Source organism: Lysobacter sp. 22409 (assembly GCF_052045105.1).
Classification (GTDB): Bacteria; Pseudomonadota; Gammaproteobacteria; order Xanthomonadales; family Xanthomonadaceae; genus Lysobacter; species Lysobacter antibioticus_B.
In genome coordinates, this window is sequence record NZ_JBQEOE010000010.1 from 64,689 (window position 1) to 83,543 (window position 18,855).

Here is an 18,855-nt window from a genome sequence, read left to right on the forward strand (position 1 = left end):
TTGACGGCGGCGAAGCCGGCGCGCACCTTGCCCGCATGGCGAGTTTTACTATCCGGGTTCTGATCGCAGACGACCACACTCTCGTACGCGAGAGTCTCGTCAGCCTGTTGCAGGCCGACGGCGCGATCGAAGTCGTGGCCCAGGCGTCCGACGGCCTGGAGACCGTCACCCAAGCCATCGCCACCCGCCCCGACATCGTCGTCGCCGACATCTCGATGCCGCGCCTCAACGGCATCGAAGTCGTGCGGCGTTTGCGCGAAGCCCTGCCCGACACCCGCGTGCTGGTGCTGACCATGCACCAGGAAGACGAGTACGTACTGCAAGCGGTGCGCGCCGGCGCTTCCGGCTACCTGGTCAAAGACAGCGCCGCCTCGGAACTGCTCGCCGCTGTGCGCAGCCTGCATGCCGGCCGCAGCTATTTCGGCCCGCAAGCGGCCAAGGCCATGGCCGAACAGATGCGCCACCCCGAGCGCACCGTCGAAGACCCTTACGGCCGCCTCACCCCGCGCGAACGCGAAGTGTTCCATCTGATCGCCGAAGGCCTGACCACCAAAGAGATCGCCCGCAAGCTCGACATCAGCGCCAAGACCGCCGAAAACCACCGCGCCCGCGTGCTCGACAAACTCGACGTCCGCAACACCGCCGAACTGGTGCGCTACGCCCTGCGCAAGGGCCTGCTCGACTGAGCGTGCTCCGCGGCACACCTCAACTGCATCCTGCCAGTTCGCCTCGGCACGCCCCGCGGCCCAAAGGGTAGGAGCGGCGCAAGCCGCGACCGTGCAACCTAAAGTTCGCGCCGCAACCTCCGGTGCCGCCGAATGTAGGATCAGCGCAAGCCGCGACAAAGCCCGACCCATCTCGCCTCGTCACTCCCAGCCGCGCCGACCAGCCGCGCCACCGTGGCCATTCGTCTACACGCATGCAGCAAATGTCTACAACCGATCGGATTTTTCCTATAGCCGCCTCAAGCGGCCCGCTGCTAGGCTGGATCGCAGTAGCCCTGCATCATCGGCCACACTGCCAAGCACGCTGCAGTACGGACCGGAAGCCAAACCTGCGATAGCGATGTATCGAATCGACACAAGGAGAAGTCCTTTGTGAGCGCTGCCAATGTTACTCGTTACGCTAACAGCTTTGGTTCTGTCCCCTGTGTAGAACAACGCAGGCGAGGGGCAGCATTTTGTAGGCAACTCGTGCATACAGGAATATGACGATGAAAAGGAGCGACCATTGCGAGCTTATCTAGTGCTGGTGATGCCAATCCTTGGCTTGTCATTGATTCCTGCTCTGGGTGGTTGCCAATCTCGCGATGGCAACGCGGATATGTCTGGGAATCCGGATATCGCGCCCGCTATAAATCCCAGGCCGATCCATGTTCTTCAACTATCGGGGCGGATACCGAAGTCCCTCACCACGAAGCTGTTCGTTAATTACCTGACCGATGCCAAGGATCCATCCTGCTTCTCTCACCCTGCCGCTAAATGGGGCGGCGGTCCGAACTATCGTCAGGAAATCCTCGATGTAACCCGTCAGGGCGAGTCTTTCCAGGCGCAAGTGGCCATCGACAAGTACTTGCCCGGTGTCTGCAATTGGCGTTTCCAGTCAGTTGGGGCGGCAGTCATCAAGGACGGCAATGCGAGCGATGAAACAGTGGTGGAAGATCTCGTAAGTGGCTATCTGTATGGCGCTAAAGCGGACGCGCAGGGCTGCGACGGTACAGGGCAGGACGATTGCCCGCAGAAGCAGAACGCATTGGACGCCCCGGTAATTGTCCCTTGCGTCAAATTTCTATACGACAAGCCCATGCCCGGGATTAAGCAAGACACGGTGCCGCGGTTGTTTTGCGCATCGGAAAGTTCGGTCAAGGGCGCCTACAAGGAAAGTCATCGTCTCAGGTCCGGCCAGAAGACAGTCAGGGTCGACTTCTACGATTTGGAGTCGGAAGCGGATCCGACCGGGAAGTGAGTCACAAGGAGTTAGTGCGATGAGCAGTAGACCTTCGCTGTATCCACCCGCCAAGTTCGATCTAAGCGAGGATGCGGACCTGTCGATGATGGCCGATGCCGTTTATGGGGCCCGAGATGAACTCATCGTCGCGAAGAGTGGCCTCGGTCGGAAGGAATACCAACTGCCTACGAACTGGTCCCTACTGGGGGCGAATGAAGAGCGAGAAGGCTTGAACTTCCGCGATGACCGCAAATCAGGTTTTACGGCTGCTGTCTTCGAGAAGGAAACCACGGAGGGGCGTCGTCTCGCGATCGCTTTCCGTGGCAGCGATGAGCTGGCAGATTGGATTGGTCCGAATCGAGTGCTCGCCGCCGATGGTGATCTTCTTGGAACCGCCGGCTTGCCCGGCCCGGCGACGGAGGCGACCAAAGGTCAAGCGGCCAAGGCGCAGGTAGCACTAATAGGTGCCTGGAATCCTCAGTTCGAGGAGGCTCTTGATTACGCGTTGGATATCCACAAGAAGTATGGCGCAGACCACATGATCGAGGTGACCGGGCATTCGCTCGGTGGGGCTCACGCCCAACTGGTTGCCTACACGTTCGGCTGGGGTGGGAGAACTTTCGACGCACCCGGCGCCGTCAATGTCATTGAATCCAAAGACTATAGGGACTGGCTCAAGAAGCACGACATAACGCCTGCAGGCGCACCCGAATACCAGTATGGGGTCGTACAGCAGCAGAGTTTCTTGAACTACACCGTCAACAACAGTGTCGTATCGCACGAGAGTGGCGATCACATCGGAGGGAAGATGTCGATCTCCAGCCTTGTCGGCCGCGAGGGCATAAAGGCGTATGCCGCATGGGCCGTAGGTCTCGTCGGCGGCGCGATATCCGAGACGCCATTGCTAGGCAAGGCGGCAGGCACGGCATATGGAGTCAACGAACGTTGGATCTCCGGCATCGCGAACGCCGCGAACGTAGCCGGAGATGCCAGCGACCGACACGATATGGCGCGCATCGTGAGGCTGTTTCAGAAAGCTGTAGAGAATGGCCGTGAGCTTCCGTACCAGTTCGGCGATACGACCGAGCCCGCGCGCCCTGAAAAGGTGGTTTCCGATCCGCGTCAGGCGGGCCATGCCGACCATGCGATGTACGAGAAGATCAAGGATGGCGTGACGGCGTCCCATCAGCAGCAGGGCAGGTCGTTCGATGAAGGCGGCGAACGGATTGCTCTCGGCCTGTTCGTAGCGGCGAAGCAAGCCGGCCTGAGTCGAATCGATCATGTGGTGCCCAGCGTCGGCGTCAACCCGGGCGAAACCTATTTTCTCGTAGAGGGCGATCTGCGCGACCCTGCGCACAAGCGCGCTCAAGTTTCGGTAGCGATTGCCGAACAAACGCCTATCGCCGAGTCTCTACAGAAACTCGATGTCGAGAGTCAGCGCATGGCGGAGACTCAGAATCAGAATCAAGAGCAAGCTCGAAGCAACGGACCACGTATGAGTTGATCAATGCCTGAATCCGGATTGCTGTTTGTGCTTTACCGTGTCGGTTCGATAAGTCGAGCTCAGGTTTCCATCACATATTGCGATGCAGTGGTAGCCCGGCTTAGGCGATCCTACAAGACAGTCAGCGAGCGTTGATCTGGTCGTTACTTGACCACAACCGTTCGAACTCTTCCTGACTGATTCGAAACGGCTCGAACTCCAGAGGGTCAAGCGGCGCTTCACCCAGTTGACCGTAAATATCTTCGATGTGATCCAGATCGTAGCGAAGTACCTGTCCGCCATCGTAGATTTCCATCTGTCGTTGTGGCCAGAAGTCATCGCCGGTCTCGAAGAGAAACCAGGATGCGCCCCAGGAGTCGAAGTCGTCCCCTCTCGATTCGTCCCAGCGGCGTTTGTAGTAATTGGTCACGTAACTATTCGGTGCCATCCGGCGAATACCGGTGGCGGAGAACTATACCGAGCCGCGAAGTGGCTTCGGCTTGGACGAGTAATCACGAACGGCCCGCAGCCCGCGCCGGAACAGGTATTCCACCCAGCTGCCGATGGCAACCAGGAGCGCGTACGAGTATCCGGTCGCAACGAGATAGCCGTAGAGCAGGCCGAAGTCCAAGGCTGTGTTTGCGTTGAGAGCTATGCGGCTTGCAGCAACGCCGGAAACCAACTGGACGACAAGCATCAGCAGGATGCAAGCCGGAGGCGAGACGGCCAATAGCATCCATGTTTGCATGTAGCTGGTGACCTGGTTCAGTTTGCGCCATGACCAGGCCAGGAAAAGAACATAGCCACTGAGCATGGCCAGGCTGCCGGTGAACATGCCCAATGCATCGGTGTGCGGGCTTGAGTTGCCGTCAAGCCATAAGTACAGCAGAGCGCCTGTTCCAAGGAAAAGAATCGCAGCCGGCAACAAGAGCATGAACTGCAGGAATTTCCGGTTGGGCACGACGTCCTCTCTCGTCTGAATCGAGTCGCCGGGGCGGCGGCCCCGGCTTGGCGACGGTCAGGCTAGTCTTTCCTGTCCGCCTCGAGCCACCTCATCGGCACGGTCGCGCGGATCACGCTATAGCAATCGGCCTGTTCGCGGCCGGAAATGAAGGTGTCGTAACAACCGCCGTGATACCGGTATTGAACCTGGGAGGTCTCGACAGGGCTCAGTCGATCGGCAAGACGATGGTTGAGCAGGGTCAGCGCGGCTTCGACCAGTGCGACGCATTCCGGGCGAATCTCCTCTTCCGGGGGCGAGTAGAAATGCGTAGGGCAGTCGATTCTTATCGACGGGCCGTTCGTACGCAGAACCGATTCGCTGGCGGCCGCGAACTGGTGCGGTTCGCAATCCACCGGGGTGCCGGCCTTGCAGTGCTTGTACGACAGCCGGGAATCGATGCTGGCGCATCCGCAAAGCAGGGCCAGGCCGACGCAGAGGTAAACGACTTTCATCGCAGCGTCCGATGCTGATTGCCCCGCGGGCCGATGTCGGATGCTCGGTTCCCGTGGCGCCGGCTGTCAAGCTCGGGCGGCTGCGTTCCGGCCTCGGCATGCCGACGTTCGAGGTCGTGGATTGCCGGCACTATCCGTAAGTCGAGCCGATTCGTCGCCCAGCCTGGTTCGATGGCCACTCCCGGACGGTCGTGCGTCCCACGACTCACACGCATGCATCGACATGACCGGCCGACGTAAAAGCTCATGGGCTAAGGCGGCGAAGCAGCGGAAACGGACTCCTGCGGTAGGTGATCGCCGGCGGCGCCTCGCCAGAACAGCCCCCCGGAAGGGCGATGGGCAAATGTGTACCATTGCGTACCCTCGTCGAGGCGCATAAGGCCGGGCACCGGATCGGGGCGATGTAAGCATGTTCCCGCCTGTTCGCCGCAAGCGCGCGCCGCCGTCTCGCCGTGCGGTTGCGACCCGACCAAAACCGATCTTTCGATGCGCCGATCATGCTGAGCCAGCATTTCCTGTTCTTCTTCGCCATGCTCGGCGCCTTCAACGGCATCGGCGCGGCGTCGTTTCTCTGGTGGCGGGCCAAGGGCGAACCCACGCAGCGTTGGCTATCGCTGCTGATCCTCGCGGTCAGCGTGCGAACGGGGAAATCCGTTGCCTTTTATTTTTGGCCCGACATTCCCAAGATCGTTCTCCAGCTCGGCCTGACCGCCTGTTTCATGATCGGGCCCTGCCTGTTCTTTCTGGTCCGCTCCAGCCAGGGCGATAGCCCCGGCCCCGGGCGGGCCGACCGTCGGCATATCGCCGGGCTGTTGGCCATAGCCGCCGCCGTCAACGTGTTCCTGCCCTATGCCGGCCACATCGACTTGTGGCGACACGTCGTCGCGCCGGCTATCACCTACTCGTGGCTGGGCTACCTCCTGCTCGCCACCGCGCAGGTGTACCTGCATCGCACGCGGCTTTCGGGGACGCCGTCCGGCCCGCTGTTGCTGGGGGCGGTGGGCGGCATCTGGTTGATCTGGATCGCCTACTACACCTCCGGCTATACCTCCTACATCGTCGGCGCGCTGTCGTTTACCTTCGTCCTCGCGGCGAGCGTCCTGATCTACCTGCGCCTGCGGTCCGGTCAGGCTCCGATCGAGCCCTATCAGGATCGGCGGATTCCGGAGTCCGAGGCTTCCGTGCAGTTGCAGGCCTTGGCCGAGTTGATGGCGCGCGAGCGCTTGTATCTGGACCCCGCATTGACGCTGCCTCGCCTCGCCCGCCGGCTCGGCGTGCCCCAGACCCGGTTGTCGCAGCTGTTGAACGACAACAACCAGACCACGTTCAAGCAATACCTGGCGCAACTGCGCGTGGGTGAGGCGAAGGCGCTGCTGCGGCAGCTCCCCCCGAAGCCGCTCGAAGTCGTGGCCGAAGAAGCCGGCTTCCAATCGATGTCGACCTTCCACAGCGCATTCAAAAAGCTGGAGGGGGTCACGCCGGCGGCGTTCCGCGCGACCAAAGCCGACTCCGAAAAGCGATTCCAGCACTCCTGAAGGATATTGCAAGAGATTGATTTGAAAGAGATTGGGTAGTGTGCGGGCTCCTCCCCGCGAGCTCGCGCTCATGCACCTACCTCGCTTCATTCAATGCATCCTGATGCTCATGCTGTCCGCCTGGCTGGGCGGCGTTTCCGGCGCCCAGGCGGCCCATGCTTTCACCGGGCCGGCTTTCACCGGGCATGCCATTGCCGGGCATGCCATCGCCGGCCAGGTGGCCGCCGACCGTTCGCCGACCGTGGCGCCCACGGAGCGGACGGGCACGGCCCGATCCGTCGCGAAGACCGACCGCCGGGAGCCCACCGGTGGCAACCCGGGACGCATTCTCTTCATCCTCGCCAGCAGCAAGGTCCACGGGGCATCGGCCCTGCCGGCCAGCATCAGCTTCGGCGAGGTCGTGCATGCGTGGGATACGTTCCATGCCGCGGGCTATTCGGTCGACTTCGTCTCGCCCGACGGCGGGGCGGTGCCGATCCTCGACGCTTATGTCAGCAAGGAGGTGGAGCCTCGGCTGAAGGACGGGCGCATCATGGACGGGCTGCGGAACACCGCCAAACCCGCGCAGGTCGACCCCGCCCGATACCGCGCCGTGTACTACGTCGGCGGCAGCAATGCCATCTACGGTGTGCCGGAGCATCCGGTCCTGCAGAACATCGCCATGCATGTTTATGAGCGCAACGGCGGGGTGGTTTCCGCCGTCTGTCACGGCACGGCTGGAATCGTCAACCTCAAGCTCTCCAGCGGCCAAGCCTTGGTCGCGGGCAAACGCATCACCGGTTTCCCCGAAGAACACGAAGATCAGGGCGCTGCCTACTTCAAAGAGTTCCCTTTCCTGATCCGGAAAACGGTCGAAGCCCGCGGCGGCTCCTTCCATGCGCTCGATGGCAACCAGCCTTACGCCGAAGTCGACGGCAGGGTGGTGACAGGCCAGAACTACGCGTCCGCGAAGCCCGTGGCGGAAGCCGTGGTCGATGTTCTTCGCAAACTGGTCGATCGACAGCCAGGCAGCGGCGCGGCGAAACGCTGATGTAAACGCTGATCTTCCGGAGCATCGCCGTCGCAGGGCGAGGCCGGACCCACCCTCACGCACTCGATAAACCTCAGGACAACCATGAAAATCTCGATCCGGTCGTTCGTTCTCGCACTGGCTTTCCTCGTTCTTCCCACCTCCGCCGTGGCGCAAAACAGCGAGCATGACGCGGTGGACCAAACCATGAAAAAGATGATGCGCGCCTTCGAAACCGGCGACGCCAATCTGGCTTTCGAAGTGCTCAGAAAAGACGGTGTGGTGCTCGGCTATTCGACAACCAGAGGCCAGGTGGTCGCGCAAACCGCGGAGGAATGGGCGAAGGGGTTCCAGGGCAAGCCGGCCGACGATGAGGCCCAGCGCAAACGCAGTTACGAAATCGTGGATGTGACCGAACACGCTGCGGTCGTCAAAGTGATGCTGGATTATCCCGCGTGGAAGGGGCTGGACTATCTTGCGTTGTCGAAGATCGACGGGAAATGGATGATCGTGAGCAAATCGTGGAGCGGTCAACGTAAACCCTAAGCACCGTAGCGCGGCTTTCGAACCCGCCGCTTCGCGCGCAGGGCGGCGCGAAGCGGCGGCATAGTGCCGGCGTAACTTTTGCGCGAGGGCGGGCGGAATGCCTGCCCCGAATGAAACCGAATCAGGTTCACTCCACCCGTGCCCGTGCCCGTCTCGGACGCGGGTGCGCGCTTATGCGCATGCTTCCGGCGTCTGTCGAATTCCGCTCCGGCCGTTCGTCGTGTATGTAGCGGACAACCCGCAACCGGCTCACCAGGAGCGTGTCACGATGGCCATCATCATTACCGCCTTTGAACGGTCGCCCGACGGCGGCAAGGGACTGGCGCGCGATACGCGCGTGCGTTGGGCGCTGGAAGAAACAGGCCAAGCCTACGAGGCCCGCCTGGTTTCGTTCGCTGCGATGAAGGAACCCGCGCACCTGCGCCTGCAGCCCTTCGGCCAGATTCCCACCTACGAGGAAGGCGACCTCGCCCTGTTCGAAACGGGCGCGATTGTCTTGCACCTCGCGCAAAGCCACCCGGGCCTGTTGCCGGGCGACGCCAATGCACGGGCGCGTGCCATCGCCTGGATGTTCGCCGCACTCAACACCGTGGAACCGCCGATCCTCGACCTGGTCGTCGCCAAGTTTCAGGAAGGCGACCGGCCTTGGGCTAAAGAGCGCCTGCCCCTGGTCGAAGATCGCATTCGCCACCGGCTGGTGCAGCTTGCGGCCCGCCTGGGCGATGCCGACTGGCTCGACGGTGCATTCAGTGCGGGCGACCTGATGATGGTGTCGGTGCTGCTCAGGCTGCGACCGTCGGGCATCCTGGACGAATTTCCGCGTCTGGCCGCCTACGTCGCCCGCGGCGAAGCGCGGCCCGCCTACCAGCGTGCATTCGCCGCGCAATGGGCGGTCAACGCCGCCAAGCCGCAAGCCGGTTGAGGGTTCGGTTCGGGATGGGAGCTGCGGTCCGGAGCGGCGGTCGGCTTTCGGCCAAATGTAGACGCTCGATCGTGGGTGTTAGGCCCCGAAACCGGGTGGCGTCTGAAAACCGCCAAGCTCCTGTGCGATCAGCCGGGCCACTTCAATGGTGGTCCGGTCGCCATACTCCGGGCCGATGATCTGCAGGCCGATTGGCAGCCCGTCGCTCGATAATCCGCAGGGAAAAGCAGTACTCGGCAAATATGCGAGTGTCGCAAGGCCTACCCAAAAGTAATGCTCGTAATGCGAGGTCGGTGCCCTGTCGACGGCGAGAACTCGCTCGAGCTTGGGCCGATGATCATGTTCGTAGGCCGTGGTTGCGGAAATCGGGCATATCACCACATCCCAATCGTTGAAGAAGGCGCGCCACCGCAGGCGGTAGCGGGTACGCGCTTCGTCGTGATCGGACCAGCTTCGATGATCGAGTACGCGGGCGCGCGTAACTACCGCTAACGGCGATTCGTCGTTCGCATCGAACTCTGCAGCCGCCGCCTGGGCAACGGAATAGTACTCATCGGGAAGGTTGACGAGTCCTGTCGATGCCAACAGGTTCAGGTATGTGTTGTGCGATTGCCGTGGCGAGAGTTCAGGGCGGGCCAGATCAGAAACGACCGCGCCAGCACGGGCAAGAGCTTCTCCGACTTGCTGCACGCGATCCGATATCTCCACAGAGGTGGGAACGAAATCCTCCTTCGGCCAAATCGCAACGCGCAAGCCTCGTAAAGTGCGTGCCTTCGGCGGTGGAAGCACCAGTCTCCAGCCCGGCGACCGGAACCGGTCAGGACCCGCTACGACGTCCAGAGCCAGCGCCAGATCTTCCGCACTCCGCCCCATCGGCCCGACGACATTCAAATCCGGCGCAGATACGACGCCAAGGGGATTGTGGCCCAGCGTCGGAACGATTCCATACGTGGGTTTGTGTCCATACACACCACAGAAGTGAGACGGATTTCGGATCGACCCCGCGATATCGGAGGCGAATTCCAAGCCGGTCAAACCGGCCGCCAGCGCGGCGGCCGATCCGCCGGAAGATCCGCCCGGCGACCTCGCAGTGTCCCAGGGGTTGTTGGTTATTCCGTAAACGTCGTTGTAGCTCTGCCAGTCCGCGAGTCGCAGCGCGACGTTCGTCTTCCCCATGAAATGGGCGCCGGCTGCCTTCAGGTGCCCGACGACCGTTGCGTCGTTCAGGGCGAGGTTGTCCTGTTGCTCCGGCACGCCCCACGTGGTCGGCAATCCGGACACGTCGAAGGCTTCTTTGATCGTCATCGGCACGCCGTGCAGCGATCCCAATCGCTGTCCCCGGGCAAGAGACTCGTCGGCTGATTTCGCCGCTTCCAGTGCGCGTTCGAAATCCCTCGCCACGACGGCATTCAACGCTTCATCGAATCGTTCGATGCGCTCGATGTAGTACTGAGTGAGTTCGAACGAGCTGACTTGTTTTCGCTGAATCAGTTGCGCCAGCTCGGTCGCCGACGAAAAGGCGAGCTCTCCCGATGCGAGGCCATTGTGTGCAGAGGTAATGGCAGGGCCGCAGGATGAAACTGAAGTGCCGCCTGGCGCCCTAGGAAAGTCACGCCTGGAAATCGGATTCATGATGGCCCTGTGTGTAGGTCGGCGGTCTTCAATCAGAGGTGTTTGCGCCCCGGATTCTTACTTGCTTGTCCTGCAACGCCCGAATTCTAGCGGAAACAAGTGATCGCAACCGGCTGGAAGCCGTCACTTCGGGCCTACTGCAAGGGAGTAACAGCCTTGCCTGGACGAGACAGGGTAAGCCCGATATTTCTACCGGAACGGAGCATGCCCGGACCGCAAAATCAGCCGGCTTTATAGCTTCAGCCTTCCGGAATACTCGCAGCAGCGAACGGGGCGAGCACCGTCCAGCCCAGGTTCGCATACAGGCCGCGGCGGTCTTCGGTCGCGACCAGGAGCTGTTGACTTGCAACGGAGTTTCTCGCGCTGCCAAGCGCGACCATCACCGCGACGCCCAGTCCTTTGCGGCGGTGATCCTGCGCGGTTTCGATTCGATCGTAGATGAAGGCCTCTGCGCTTTCCGCCGCGCATCCGGTTGCGGCCAGATCGCCGTTCGGCGCGATGACGCTGGCTCGGGTGACCGGCCCGGCACGATGCAGTTCCATCCTGTACCCGGCCGGCAGGGGCTTCGTATCGAGGTCGGCTACGGCCGTCGTCATCAGATAGTTCGCTGGCTGAATCGCCCAGCGGGCGGGCAGTGCGCTTCGCAGTTCCTCGTCGCTGCCGCACAGCTTCAGGTAATGCCGAGGCGCGGTGATCTCCCGGGCGATTTCGCGCAGGCCGTCGCATAGCGCCGGGAACACCCAGCGCTTCACTTCCTTTTCCGAGTAGGTGTCCACGCGAAAGCCGCCGCGGTCGTGCACGGGAACCGGGGAGCCGCGGGCGATGGAATGCGCGGCTTGCCAGGCGAACAATAGCTTCGGGTCGATGTCGGACGCGGTCATGGTGGGTCGTCGGCGATGCTCGGCAGGTGGAGGGGCATTCTCCGACGACCGCAGGCGTTGCGCCATTGGCTCTCTGCTATGAAGTTCCTGTGACTTCCAACTAAATCATCGCCCTGTCTCAGGAGTTAAGACGACGGCGGTAGGGCTGGACGCACGGTCGGCACGAATCGCCCGTACGAAGCAGACGACACCCCAACTTACGTCACCGGCCGCGCCTTGTTCTTCGCCGTCTGCGTGTCCCGCACCGGCGGCAGGCCGAACACGCGTCCGTATTCGCGGGTGAATTGCGGCACGCTTTCGTAGCCGACCGCGAAGGCGGCGCTGCTCGCGCTGACGCCTTCCGACAACATCAGCCGCCGGGCTTCGATCAGGCGCAGTTGTTTCTGGAACTGCAACGGCGACAGCGAGGTCACTTCGCGGAAGTGTTGGTAAAACGAGGACGGGCTCATGCCGGCGGCCGCGGCGAGGCGCTCGACCGGCAGCGGTTGGGCGAACTCGGCGCGCAGCACGGCCACTGCCCTGGCGACGCGTTGGGCGTTGCTGTTGGGCCAGCCCAGGCGGCGGATCGCCGCGCCGTGCCGGCCGAGCAGCAGCCAGTAATGCAGTTCGCGCAGCAACTGCGTTTGCAGGACCGGCATCGACGCGGGACGGTCGAGCAGGCGCATCAGGCGCAGGGCCGCGTCGGCGACTTCGCTGTCGGTCGGCTCGATCTGCACCGGGAAACGCTCGGCCGTGGGCGCTGCCTGCATTTCCGTCGCCAGGTTGGCGATGACGGCGGCATCGAGTTCCATCACGAAGGACAGGTAGGGCGCGGCAGCGCTGGCCTGGGTGATCTGGCTGACCGTCGGCACGTCGGCGGCGATCAGCAACGAGTCGCCGGCGCCGAAGGCGAAGGTCTGGGTGCCCATCGTGACTTGCTTGCTGCCTTGCAGGACCAGGCAAACCAGCGGCCGCGAGATTTCGTGCAGCAGGCCGCTGGGTGCGGTGGCGCGGATCGCGGCGAGGCCGGGGATCGGAGTGCGGGCCAGGCCGGTCGGGTCGGCATGGGCCTGGGCGTAATGGCCGACGGTATCGAGAAGAGTGGTCACGGGGCGAGCCTACTCCGTCGCTGCGGCGGCACGGGCCAGCCTGGAGGATCAGGCAAACAACGCCGAGATTCCAGCAACCGGCGGCGGGCCGCCGGTCCGATAGTGGCGCCCTCACTCGCCCCAGGATTCGCAGCATGAACAAGATCGCCCTCGTCACCGGCGCCAGCCGCGGGCTCGGCCGCAACACCGCACTCAACATCGCCCGCCACGGCGGCGACGTCGTCCTCACCTACCAACGCCGCGCCGAAGACGCGGCCGACGTCGTCGCCGAGATCGAGGCGATGGGGCGCAAGGCCGTCGCCTTGCCGCTCGACACCGGCGACGTCGCCGCGTTCGCGCCGTTCGCGCAGACGCTGCGGACCGCACTGCAGGACAGGTGGCAGCGCGAGACCTTCGACCACCTCGTCAACAATGCCGGCCACGGCGACAACGCGCCGTTCGAGCGGACGACCGAGGCGCAGTTCGACCGCCTGGTCGACGTCCACTTCAAGGGCGTGTTCTTCCTCACCCAGGCCTTGCTGCCCCTGATCGCCGACGGCGGCCGCATCGTCAATCTGTCGACCGGCCTGACCCGCTTCTCGGCGCCGGGTTGGTCGGCGTACGCGGCGGCGAAGGGCGCGGTGGAAGTGTTGACGGTGTATCTGGCGAAGGAACTCGGCAGCCGCGGCATCGCCGTCAACACGGTGGCGCCGGGCGCGATCGAGACCGATTTCTTCGGCGGCGCGGTGCGCGACACGCCCGAGTTCAACCGCCATTTCGCCGAGATGACCGCGCTCGGCCGTGTCGGCTTGCCCGACGATATCGGGCCGATGATCGCCAGCCTGTTGTCCGAGCAGAACCGTTGGGTCAACGCGCAGCGGATCGAGGTATCGGGCGGTCAGGCGATCTGAGGCGGCGGCCGCAGCCTGACCTGCGCGGCCTGTTTCTGCGCGGCCAGGAACGCGCGCAGCGAGGCCGGCTTGATCGGCTTGGTCAGCACCCGGCAGCCGCGTTCGCGCGCGGCGAGCTTGAGGGCGTCGCTGCCGTCGCCGGTCAGTAGTGCGGCCGGCAAGGCGATGCCGAGGCGTTCGCGCAGGGCCTCGATGGTGGCGAGGCCGTCGAGGCGGTCGTGCAGGTGGTAGTCGACCAGGGCGACGTCGGGGTTTTGATCGAGCAATGCCAAGGCATCGTCGACGGTCGCGGCCAGCAGCGCGGTCGCGCCCCATCGGTCGAGCAGGGCGCGCATGCCGTCGAGAATCTCGCGGTCGTTGTCGATGCACAGCACGCGCAGGCCGGACAATGAGTCGGCCGCCGACGAGTTCGCCGGTTCGACGAGGGGCTGGGCGCGCAGTGCCTGGCCGCGCGGCACGAAGATCGAGAACACGCTGCCGCGGCGGATCTGCGAACGCACGCGCAGCGGATGGTCGAGGGTGCGGGCGATGCGCTGGCAGATCGACAGGCCCAGGCCGAGGCCGCGCTCGCCGCCGCTGCCGGGCTGATCGAAGCGGCGGAACTCGTCGAAGATCTGTTCCAGATGGTGCTCGGGTATGCCGGGGCCGGTGTCCCAGACCTGCAGTTCGATGCGGCCCGGTTGCGAGGGGTCGTGATGCGGGCGCAGGCGCGCGGCCATCAGCACGCCGCCTTCGCGGGTGTAGCGCAAGGCGTTGGCGAGGAAGTTCTGCAGCGCGCGGCGCAACAGGCGGCGGTCGCTGCGCACCGGCATCGAGGCTTGCGCCAGGCGCACGCGCAGTTCCAGGCCGCGGCCGGCCGCGCTCGGTGCGTACTGCGCGGCGAGTTCGCGCAGCAGTTCGCCGGCGTCGAAGTCGGTCAGCTCGGGCCGCAGCGCACCGGCGTCGAGGCGGGAAATGTCGAGCAGGCCGTCGAGCAGGTCTTCGGCGGCGCGCAGCGAAGCGTCGACGCGTTCGGCCAGGCGCCGTTGTTCGCCGATGTCGTCGCTCTCGCGCAGCGCGGTGGTGAACAGGCGCGCTGCGTTGAGCGGTTGCAGCACGTCGTGGCTGACCGCGGCGAGGAAGCGGGTCTTGGACTGCTGCGCCGATTCGGCTTCCTGGGTGCGTTGCTCGACGCGTTGTTCGAGGTTCTCGTTGGCTTCGCGCAGCGCCTGTTCGGCGCGCTTGTAGTCGGTGACGTCGCTGTAACTGGTGACGTAGCCGCCGCCGACCAGCGGGCGGCCGACCATCTCGATGACCTGGCCGTTGGCGCGCACACGCTCGAACACGTGCGGCGCGCCGGCGCGCAGGTGGGCGAGGCGGCGGCCGACCAGTTCGTCGATGGCGCGTTCGTCGAGCGGGCCGGTGCCCATCTCGCCGCGCTCGGCGTTCCAGCGCAGCAGGTCGCCGACCGGGCGGCCGACGTAGAGCATGCCGTCCGGGTAGTCGAACAGTTCCTGATAGCGCCGGTTCCACGCGACCAGGCGCATTTCCGGGTCGACCACGCTGACCCCCTGGCTGATGTTCTCCAGGGTGGTCGACAGCACCTGGCGGTTGAAACGCAGCTCTTGGTTGGCCTCGTCGAGCAGGGCCACCACTTCGCCGAGTTCCATGCCCGAGCCGCGCAGCGCGCTGGTCAGGGTGAGGCGCGCCGAGGCCGCGCCGATGGCCGAGGCGAGCAGGCGTTCGGTGAACTGGGCCAGGGCGCGGTCGGCCGGTTGCAGCGGCTGCCATTCGCGGCCTTGCTGGTGGGCGTAGTCCTCGAAGGCGCGGCGCGCATGGCGTTCGCCGACGATGCGTTCGGCCAGGGTCAGCAGTTCGCCGCTGCGCACGCTGCCGGCCCAGCCGCCGGGGCCGAGCGCGGGGCGGCGCACGTAGGGGTCGAGGAAGGGCGCGGCGAGCAACTGGTCCTGCAAGCGCGGGCGCTGCCGCACCGAGATGAACAGGAAGGCGCCGATGTTGAACAGCAGCGACCAGAAAGTGCCGTGGGTCAGCGGGTCCCAACCGACCAGGCCGAACAGTTGCTCCGGGCGCAGCCAGACGATGTCGAGCGGGCCGGTCGCGAGCCAAGCATCGGGAATCCAGCCGCCGCGCGCGAGCGCCGGCAGCAGCAAGGTATAGATCCACAGCACGGTGCCGGCGAACAGGCCCGAGAACGCGCCCGAACGGCTGGCGCCGCGCCAGTACAGGCCGCCGATCAGCGCCGGGGCGAATTGCGCGACCGCGGCGAAGGCGAGCAGGCCGTGTTGGGCCAAACCGTTCGAGCCGAGCGAACCGCGGTGGTAGGCATAGGCCATCAGCGCCAGCATGACGATGGTGATGCGCCGCACCCACAACACCTGGCGGTCGATGCCCTGGCTTTCGTTCAAGGCGCCGCTGCGCAGCAGCAGCGGCACCACCAGGTCGTTGCTGACCATGGTCGACAGCGCGACGCTGGAGACGATGACCATGCCGGTCGCGGCCGAGAAGCCGCCGATGTAGACCATCAACGCCAGCGCCTGCTGGTCGAACTGCAGCGGCAGCGCCAGCACGTAGGTGTCGGGCGAGATACCGCTGCCGGCGAGCACGGCCTGGCCGGTCAGGGTGATCGGCACCACCAGCACGGTGATCAGCGCCAGATAGCCGCCGAACAGCCAGCGCGCCGCGCGCAGGTCGTTCGGGTCCTGGCACTCGACCACGGCGACGTGGAACTGGCGCGGCAGGCAGATGATCGCGGTGAAGGCGAGCAGGGTCTGGGTGACGAAACCGGCCGGCAGGCCGGGCTGGATCACCACCTGCGCGGCCTGTTGGATGCGTTGCGGGAAATTGCCGAGGCCGGGCAGGTGCAGTAACGCGAACACGCCGATGGCGATGAAGGCGATCAGCTTGACCAGCGACTCCAGCGCGACCGCGAGCACCATGCCGTGATGGTGTTCGGTGGCGTCGATCTGGCGCGTGCCGAACAGGATCGCGAACACCGCCAGCATCATCGCCACGTAGAACGCCGGGTCGGCGAGCAGGCCGCCGTCGGACGGCACCCCGGCCAGCACTTCCACGCTCATCGCCACCGCCTTGAACTGCAGGGCGACGTAGGGCACCGCGGCGGTCAGCGCGACCGCGGCGACCAGGGCGGCCAGGCCGGGTGCGCGGCCGTAGCGCGAGGACAGGAAGTCGGCGATCGAGACGATGCGGTGTTCGCCGGAGATCAGCACCAGGCGTTCGAGGATGCGCCAGCCGAACGCCAGCATCAGCAGCGGGCCGAGGTAGATCGGCAGGAAGCCCAGGCCGGTGCGCGCGGCGGTGCCGACCGCGCCGTAGAAGGTCCACGACGAGCAATAGACGGCGAGCGCGAGCGAGTACACCGCGGTGCGCAGCCAGCGCGCGCGCGGCGTGCGTTCGCGCTGGTCGCCGTAATAGGCGACCGCGAACAGCAGGCCGACGTAGCCGGCCGATACCAGCAGCAGAATCCAGCCTGGGATCAAGGGCGCGGGTTCGGAATCGATGAAGTCGGTCGAGTGTACGGCCTGCGCGCGCGGGCCGGACCGGCGCCGGGCTTCGACTTTGGCCGCGGGGCGGGCCGGAGCGGGGCGAATCGGCGCCGGGCCGCCGGCACGCTCGCGCTGAGGCCGCGGTCAAGGTTCAGCGATACGGCCACGGAGGGAACCACTGCGATCACGGTTTCGGCCGGGGCGATCTGAGAGCGTGCTGCGGCGCCGGCCCGTCGCCGTGCGCTCCGACTCATCACCCCCGGCGTCTGCACCGCGACGCTGCGCCGCCGTCCGCACGGCGGCCGACCGCCGTTGCGACTGCTCTGTGCGCCATCGCCGCTCCAGGAGGGAAACCGCAATGAAGTCCGGAACCACGAAATTCTTCGCGCCCACGCTGCTCGCCATCGCCCTGACGACGGGCCTGGCCCTGTCTTTCGCCCCAGAAGCCGTCGCCGCCGACCCAGCGCCGGCGCCGCTCAAGATCGCCGAGCAGCGCAGCACCGACCTGCGCCTGGGCGCCGGCGGCAAAGCCGCGTTCGAGCCGGTCGAAATCCGCACGCCCGACGCCGCCTTCATCAAGGTGCACTTCGACCGCTTGTCGCTGCCCGAAGGCGTGATGCTCGAAGTCGCCAGCCCCGACGGCCGCGAGGTCTATCGCTACGGCAACACCCAGCGCGACCGCTACACCGTCGCCAAGGACCTCGGCCAGGACGGCCGCCTGAGTTTCTCGGCGATGTCGATCGGCGGCCCGGTCGCGGTGCTGCGCCTGGTCGGCACGCCGCGCGAGCCCTGGAACTCCGGGCACGGCGTGGTGGTGACGCGTTATCTGGAAGGTTATCCCGAGGCGATGCTCGGCGAACTGCAGGATGCGAATCTGCTCGGCGGCCAGGTCGGCACCAAGTCGATCTGCGGCGTCGACGACAAGAAGGCCGCGGCGTGTTACGCCAGCAGCGACGCCACCGCCTTCGATCGTTCGCGCCCGGTCGCGCGCATGCTCAGCAGCGGCGGCAGCCTGTGCACCGCGTGGCGCGTCGGTCCCGACAACCGCATGTTCACCAACAACCACTGCATCAACACCGCCGCAGCGGTGGCCGGCGCCGAGTTCTGGTTCAACTATCAGCTCAGCAGTTGCGGCGGCGCGCAGGGCACGGTGACCAAGGTCGCCGGCGACCAGATGCTGCGCACCGATGCCACGCTCGACTACACGCTGTTCACGGTCAAGAACTTCGCGACCATCTCCAGCTTCGGTTACCTCGGCCTCGACGTGCGCGCCGCGACCGCGGGCGAGGGCTTGTTCATCTCCGGCCATCCGGGTGGGCGCCTGAAGGAACTCAGTGTGGTCGACGACCGCAACGGCGGCGGCAGCTGCCGCGTCGATTCGGCCAACGTCAACGGTAACGGCACCAACACCGATATCGGTTATTACTGCGACACCGAAGGCGGCAGCTCGGGTTCGCCGGTGATCGCGCGTTCCACCCGCAAGGCCATCGCCCTGCACCACTTCGGCGGCTGCCTGAATTCGGGCGCGAAGTTCTCCTTGATCTGGCCGCAGGTCTCGAGCCATTTCGGCGGGGTCGTGCCGGACGGCGACGACGGCGGCGGCACGCCGGCACCGCGTTTCGAGAACACCACCGACTATGCGATCAACGACAACGCCACCGTCGACAGCCCGGTCACGGTCAGCGGCATCAGCGGCAGCGTGCTGTCGGTGAGGGTCGAGGTGGCCATCGTGCATACCTACCAGGGCGATCTGAAGGTTGACTTGGTCGCGCCCGACGGCAGCCTCTACAACTTGCATAACCGCACCGGCGGCAGCACCGACAACATCAACAAGGTCTATACCGTGCCCGTCAGCGAGATCGCCAACGGCGTGTGGAAGCTGCGCGTCAACGACAACGCCGCGCAGGACGTCGGCAAGATCGACCGCTGGGCCTTGCAGTTCTGAGCCCATGCGGCAGGAGGCG

The 18,855-nt window shown here is 64.9% G+C and carries 16 protein-coding genes; 9 read left to right on the forward strand and 7 right to left on the reverse strand.

Annotated elements, in window-relative coordinates:
- Positions 1 to 35: 35 nt before the first annotated feature.
- From ACTJJK_RS07380 to ACTJJK_RS07390, 3 genes are all read left to right on the forward strand, one after another.
- The gene (locus ACTJJK_RS07380) at positions 36 to 686 is read left to right on the forward strand and encodes a response regulator (RefSeq protein ID WP_057916175.1); all 651 of its coding nucleotides are present in this window, start codon (positions 36 to 38) and stop codon (positions 684 to 686) included.
- 544 nt (positions 687 to 1,230) lie between these two features.
- A complete protein-coding gene (locus ACTJJK_RS07385) occupies positions 1,231 to 1,965 on the forward strand; it encodes a hypothetical protein (protein WP_440729891.1) in 735 nt (244 codons plus the stop codon).
- 19 nt (positions 1,966 to 1,984) lie between these two features.
- Entirely contained in the window at positions 1,985 to 3,451 is a 1,467-nt protein-coding gene (locus ACTJJK_RS07390) for an XVIPCD domain-containing protein (RefSeq protein ID WP_440729892.1), read from the forward strand.
- A 121-nt stretch (positions 3,452 to 3,572) separates the two neighbouring features.
- Here the strand turns inward: ACTJJK_RS07390 and ACTJJK_RS07395 are convergent, their stop codons facing one another.
- The 3 genes from ACTJJK_RS07395 to ACTJJK_RS07405 all read right to left on the reverse strand — a co-directional run bounded on the left by ACTJJK_RS07395 (position 3,573) and on the right by ACTJJK_RS07405 (position 4,885).
- Positions 3,573 to 3,860 (reverse strand): hypothetical protein, encoded by a 288-nt coding sequence (locus ACTJJK_RS07395; protein ID WP_440729893.1) that lies wholly within the window; start codon positions 3,858 to 3,860, stop codon positions 3,573 to 3,575.
- A gap of 42 nt (positions 3,861 to 3,902) precedes the next feature.
- Positions 3,903 to 4,391 (reverse strand): hypothetical protein, encoded by a 489-nt coding sequence (locus tag ACTJJK_RS07400; protein ID WP_440729894.1) that lies wholly within the window; start codon positions 4,389 to 4,391, stop codon positions 3,903 to 3,905.
- A 62-nt stretch (positions 4,392 to 4,453) separates the two neighbouring features.
- The gene (locus tag ACTJJK_RS07405; protein WP_440729895.1) at positions 4,454 to 4,885 is read right to left on the reverse strand and encodes a hypothetical protein; all 432 of its coding nucleotides are present in this window, start codon (positions 4,883 to 4,885) and stop codon (positions 4,454 to 4,456) included.
- 497 nt (positions 4,886 to 5,382) lie between these two features.
- Between ACTJJK_RS07405 and ACTJJK_RS07410 the strand changes: the two genes are divergently transcribed.
- The 4 genes from ACTJJK_RS07410 to ACTJJK_RS07425 all read left to right on the forward strand — a co-directional run bounded on the left by ACTJJK_RS07410 (position 5,383) and on the right by ACTJJK_RS07425 (position 8,897).
- Entirely contained in the window at positions 5,383 to 6,420 is a 1,038-nt protein-coding gene (locus ACTJJK_RS07410; protein WP_223619255.1) for a helix-turn-helix domain-containing protein, read from the forward strand.
- A gap of 70 nt (positions 6,421 to 6,490) precedes the next feature.
- Positions 6,491 to 7,450: a type 1 glutamine amidotransferase domain-containing protein gene (locus ACTJJK_RS07415; protein ID WP_440729896.1), complete on the forward strand. Its 960-nt coding sequence runs from the start codon at positions 6,491 to 6,493 to the stop codon at positions 7,448 to 7,450.
- An 84-nt stretch (positions 7,451 to 7,534) separates the two neighbouring features.
- The gene (locus tag ACTJJK_RS07420) at positions 7,535 to 7,975 is read left to right on the forward strand and encodes a nuclear transport factor 2 family protein (RefSeq protein ID WP_440729897.1); all 441 of its coding nucleotides are present in this window, start codon (positions 7,535 to 7,537) and stop codon (positions 7,973 to 7,975) included.
- 268 nt (positions 7,976 to 8,243) lie between these two features.
- Positions 8,244 to 8,897 carry a glutathione S-transferase family protein gene (locus ACTJJK_RS07425; protein ID WP_440729911.1) on the forward strand — a complete coding sequence of 218 codons (654 nt, stop codon included), beginning with the start codon at positions 8,244 to 8,246 and terminating at the stop codon, positions 8,895 to 8,897.
- 78 nt (positions 8,898 to 8,975) lie between these two features.
- Here ACTJJK_RS07425 and ACTJJK_RS07430 read toward each other — a convergent pair whose 3' ends face one another.
- The 3 genes from ACTJJK_RS07430 to ACTJJK_RS07440 all read right to left on the reverse strand — a co-directional run bounded on the left by ACTJJK_RS07430 (position 8,976) and on the right by ACTJJK_RS07440 (position 12,498).
- Positions 8,976 to 10,529, reverse strand: a complete 1,554-nt coding sequence (locus ACTJJK_RS07430; RefSeq protein ID WP_440729898.1) for an amidase — start codon at positions 10,527 to 10,529, stop codon at positions 8,976 to 8,978.
- Positions 10,530 to 10,768: 239 nt separating this feature from the next.
- Entirely contained in the window at positions 10,769 to 11,410 is a 642-nt protein-coding gene (locus ACTJJK_RS07435) for a hypothetical protein (protein WP_440729899.1), read from the reverse strand.
- 197 nt (positions 11,411 to 11,607) lie between these two features.
- Positions 11,608 to 12,498: an AraC family transcriptional regulator N-terminal domain-containing protein gene (locus tag ACTJJK_RS07440; protein WP_440729900.1), complete on the reverse strand. Its 891-nt coding sequence runs from the start codon at positions 12,496 to 12,498 to the stop codon at positions 11,608 to 11,610.
- A 134-nt stretch (positions 12,499 to 12,632) separates the two neighbouring features.
- On the opposite strand from ACTJJK_RS07440, the gene ACTJJK_RS07445 reads away from it, so the two are divergent.
- Positions 12,633 to 13,388 (forward strand): SDR family NAD(P)-dependent oxidoreductase, encoded by a 756-nt coding sequence (locus ACTJJK_RS07445; RefSeq protein ID WP_031370651.1) that lies wholly within the window; start codon positions 12,633 to 12,635, stop codon positions 13,386 to 13,388.
- Here the strand turns inward: ACTJJK_RS07445 and ACTJJK_RS07450 are convergent.
- Positions 13,376 to 16,885 carry a PAS domain-containing hybrid sensor histidine kinase/response regulator gene (locus tag ACTJJK_RS07450; RefSeq protein WP_036147959.1) on the reverse strand — a complete coding sequence of 1,170 codons (3,510 nt, stop codon included), beginning with the start codon at positions 16,883 to 16,885 and terminating at the stop codon, positions 13,376 to 13,378. The genes ACTJJK_RS07445 and ACTJJK_RS07450 overlap by 13 nt on opposite strands.
- 364 nt (positions 16,886 to 17,249) lie before the next feature.
- On the opposite strand from ACTJJK_RS07450, the gene ACTJJK_RS07455 reads away from it, so the two are divergent.
- Positions 17,250 to 18,836 (forward strand): proprotein convertase P-domain-containing protein, encoded by a 1,587-nt coding sequence (locus ACTJJK_RS07455; protein ID WP_440729901.1) that lies wholly within the window; start codon positions 17,250 to 17,252, stop codon positions 18,834 to 18,836.
- Positions 18,837 to 18,855 lie beyond the last annotated feature (19 nt).

Excerpts from the sequence above, each read along its gene's own strand:
- ACTJJK_RS07425 (WP_440729911.1), top strand. The coding sequence starts at position 8,244 with ATGGCCATCATCATTACCGCCTTTGAACGGTCGCCCGACGGCGGCAAG.
- ACTJJK_RS07430 (WP_440729898.1), bottom strand. The coding sequence starts at position 10,529 with ATGAATCCGATTTCCAGGCGTGACTTTCCTAGGGCGCCAGGCGGCACT.
- ACTJJK_RS07405 (WP_440729895.1), bottom strand. The coding sequence starts at position 4,885 with ATGAAAGTCGTTTACCTCTGCGTCGGCCTGGCCCTGCTTTGCGGATGC.
- ACTJJK_RS07435 (WP_440729899.1), bottom strand. The coding sequence starts at position 11,410 with ATGACCGCGTCCGACATCGACCCGAAGCTATTGTTCGCCTGGCAAGCC.
- ACTJJK_RS07380 (WP_057916175.1), top strand. The coding sequence starts at position 36 with ATGGCGAGTTTTACTATCCGGGTTCTGATCGCAGACGACCACACTCTC.
- ACTJJK_RS07415 (WP_440729896.1), top strand. The coding sequence starts at position 6,491 with ATGCACCTACCTCGCTTCATTCAATGCATCCTGATGCTCATGCTGTCC.
- ACTJJK_RS07390 (WP_440729892.1), top strand. The coding sequence starts at position 1,985 with ATGAGCAGTAGACCTTCGCTGTATCCACCCGCCAAGTTCGATCTAAGC.
- ACTJJK_RS07455 (WP_440729901.1), top strand. The coding sequence starts at position 17,250 with ATGAAGTCCGGAACCACGAAATTCTTCGCGCCCACGCTGCTCGCCATC.
- ACTJJK_RS07410 (WP_223619255.1), top strand. The coding sequence starts at position 5,383 with ATGCTGAGCCAGCATTTCCTGTTCTTCTTCGCCATGCTCGGCGCCTTC.
- ACTJJK_RS07445 (WP_031370651.1), top strand. The coding sequence starts at position 12,633 with ATGAACAAGATCGCCCTCGTCACCGGCGCCAGCCGCGGGCTCGGCCGC.
- ACTJJK_RS07420 (WP_440729897.1), top strand. The coding sequence starts at position 7,535 with ATGAAAATCTCGATCCGGTCGTTCGTTCTCGCACTGGCTTTCCTCGTT.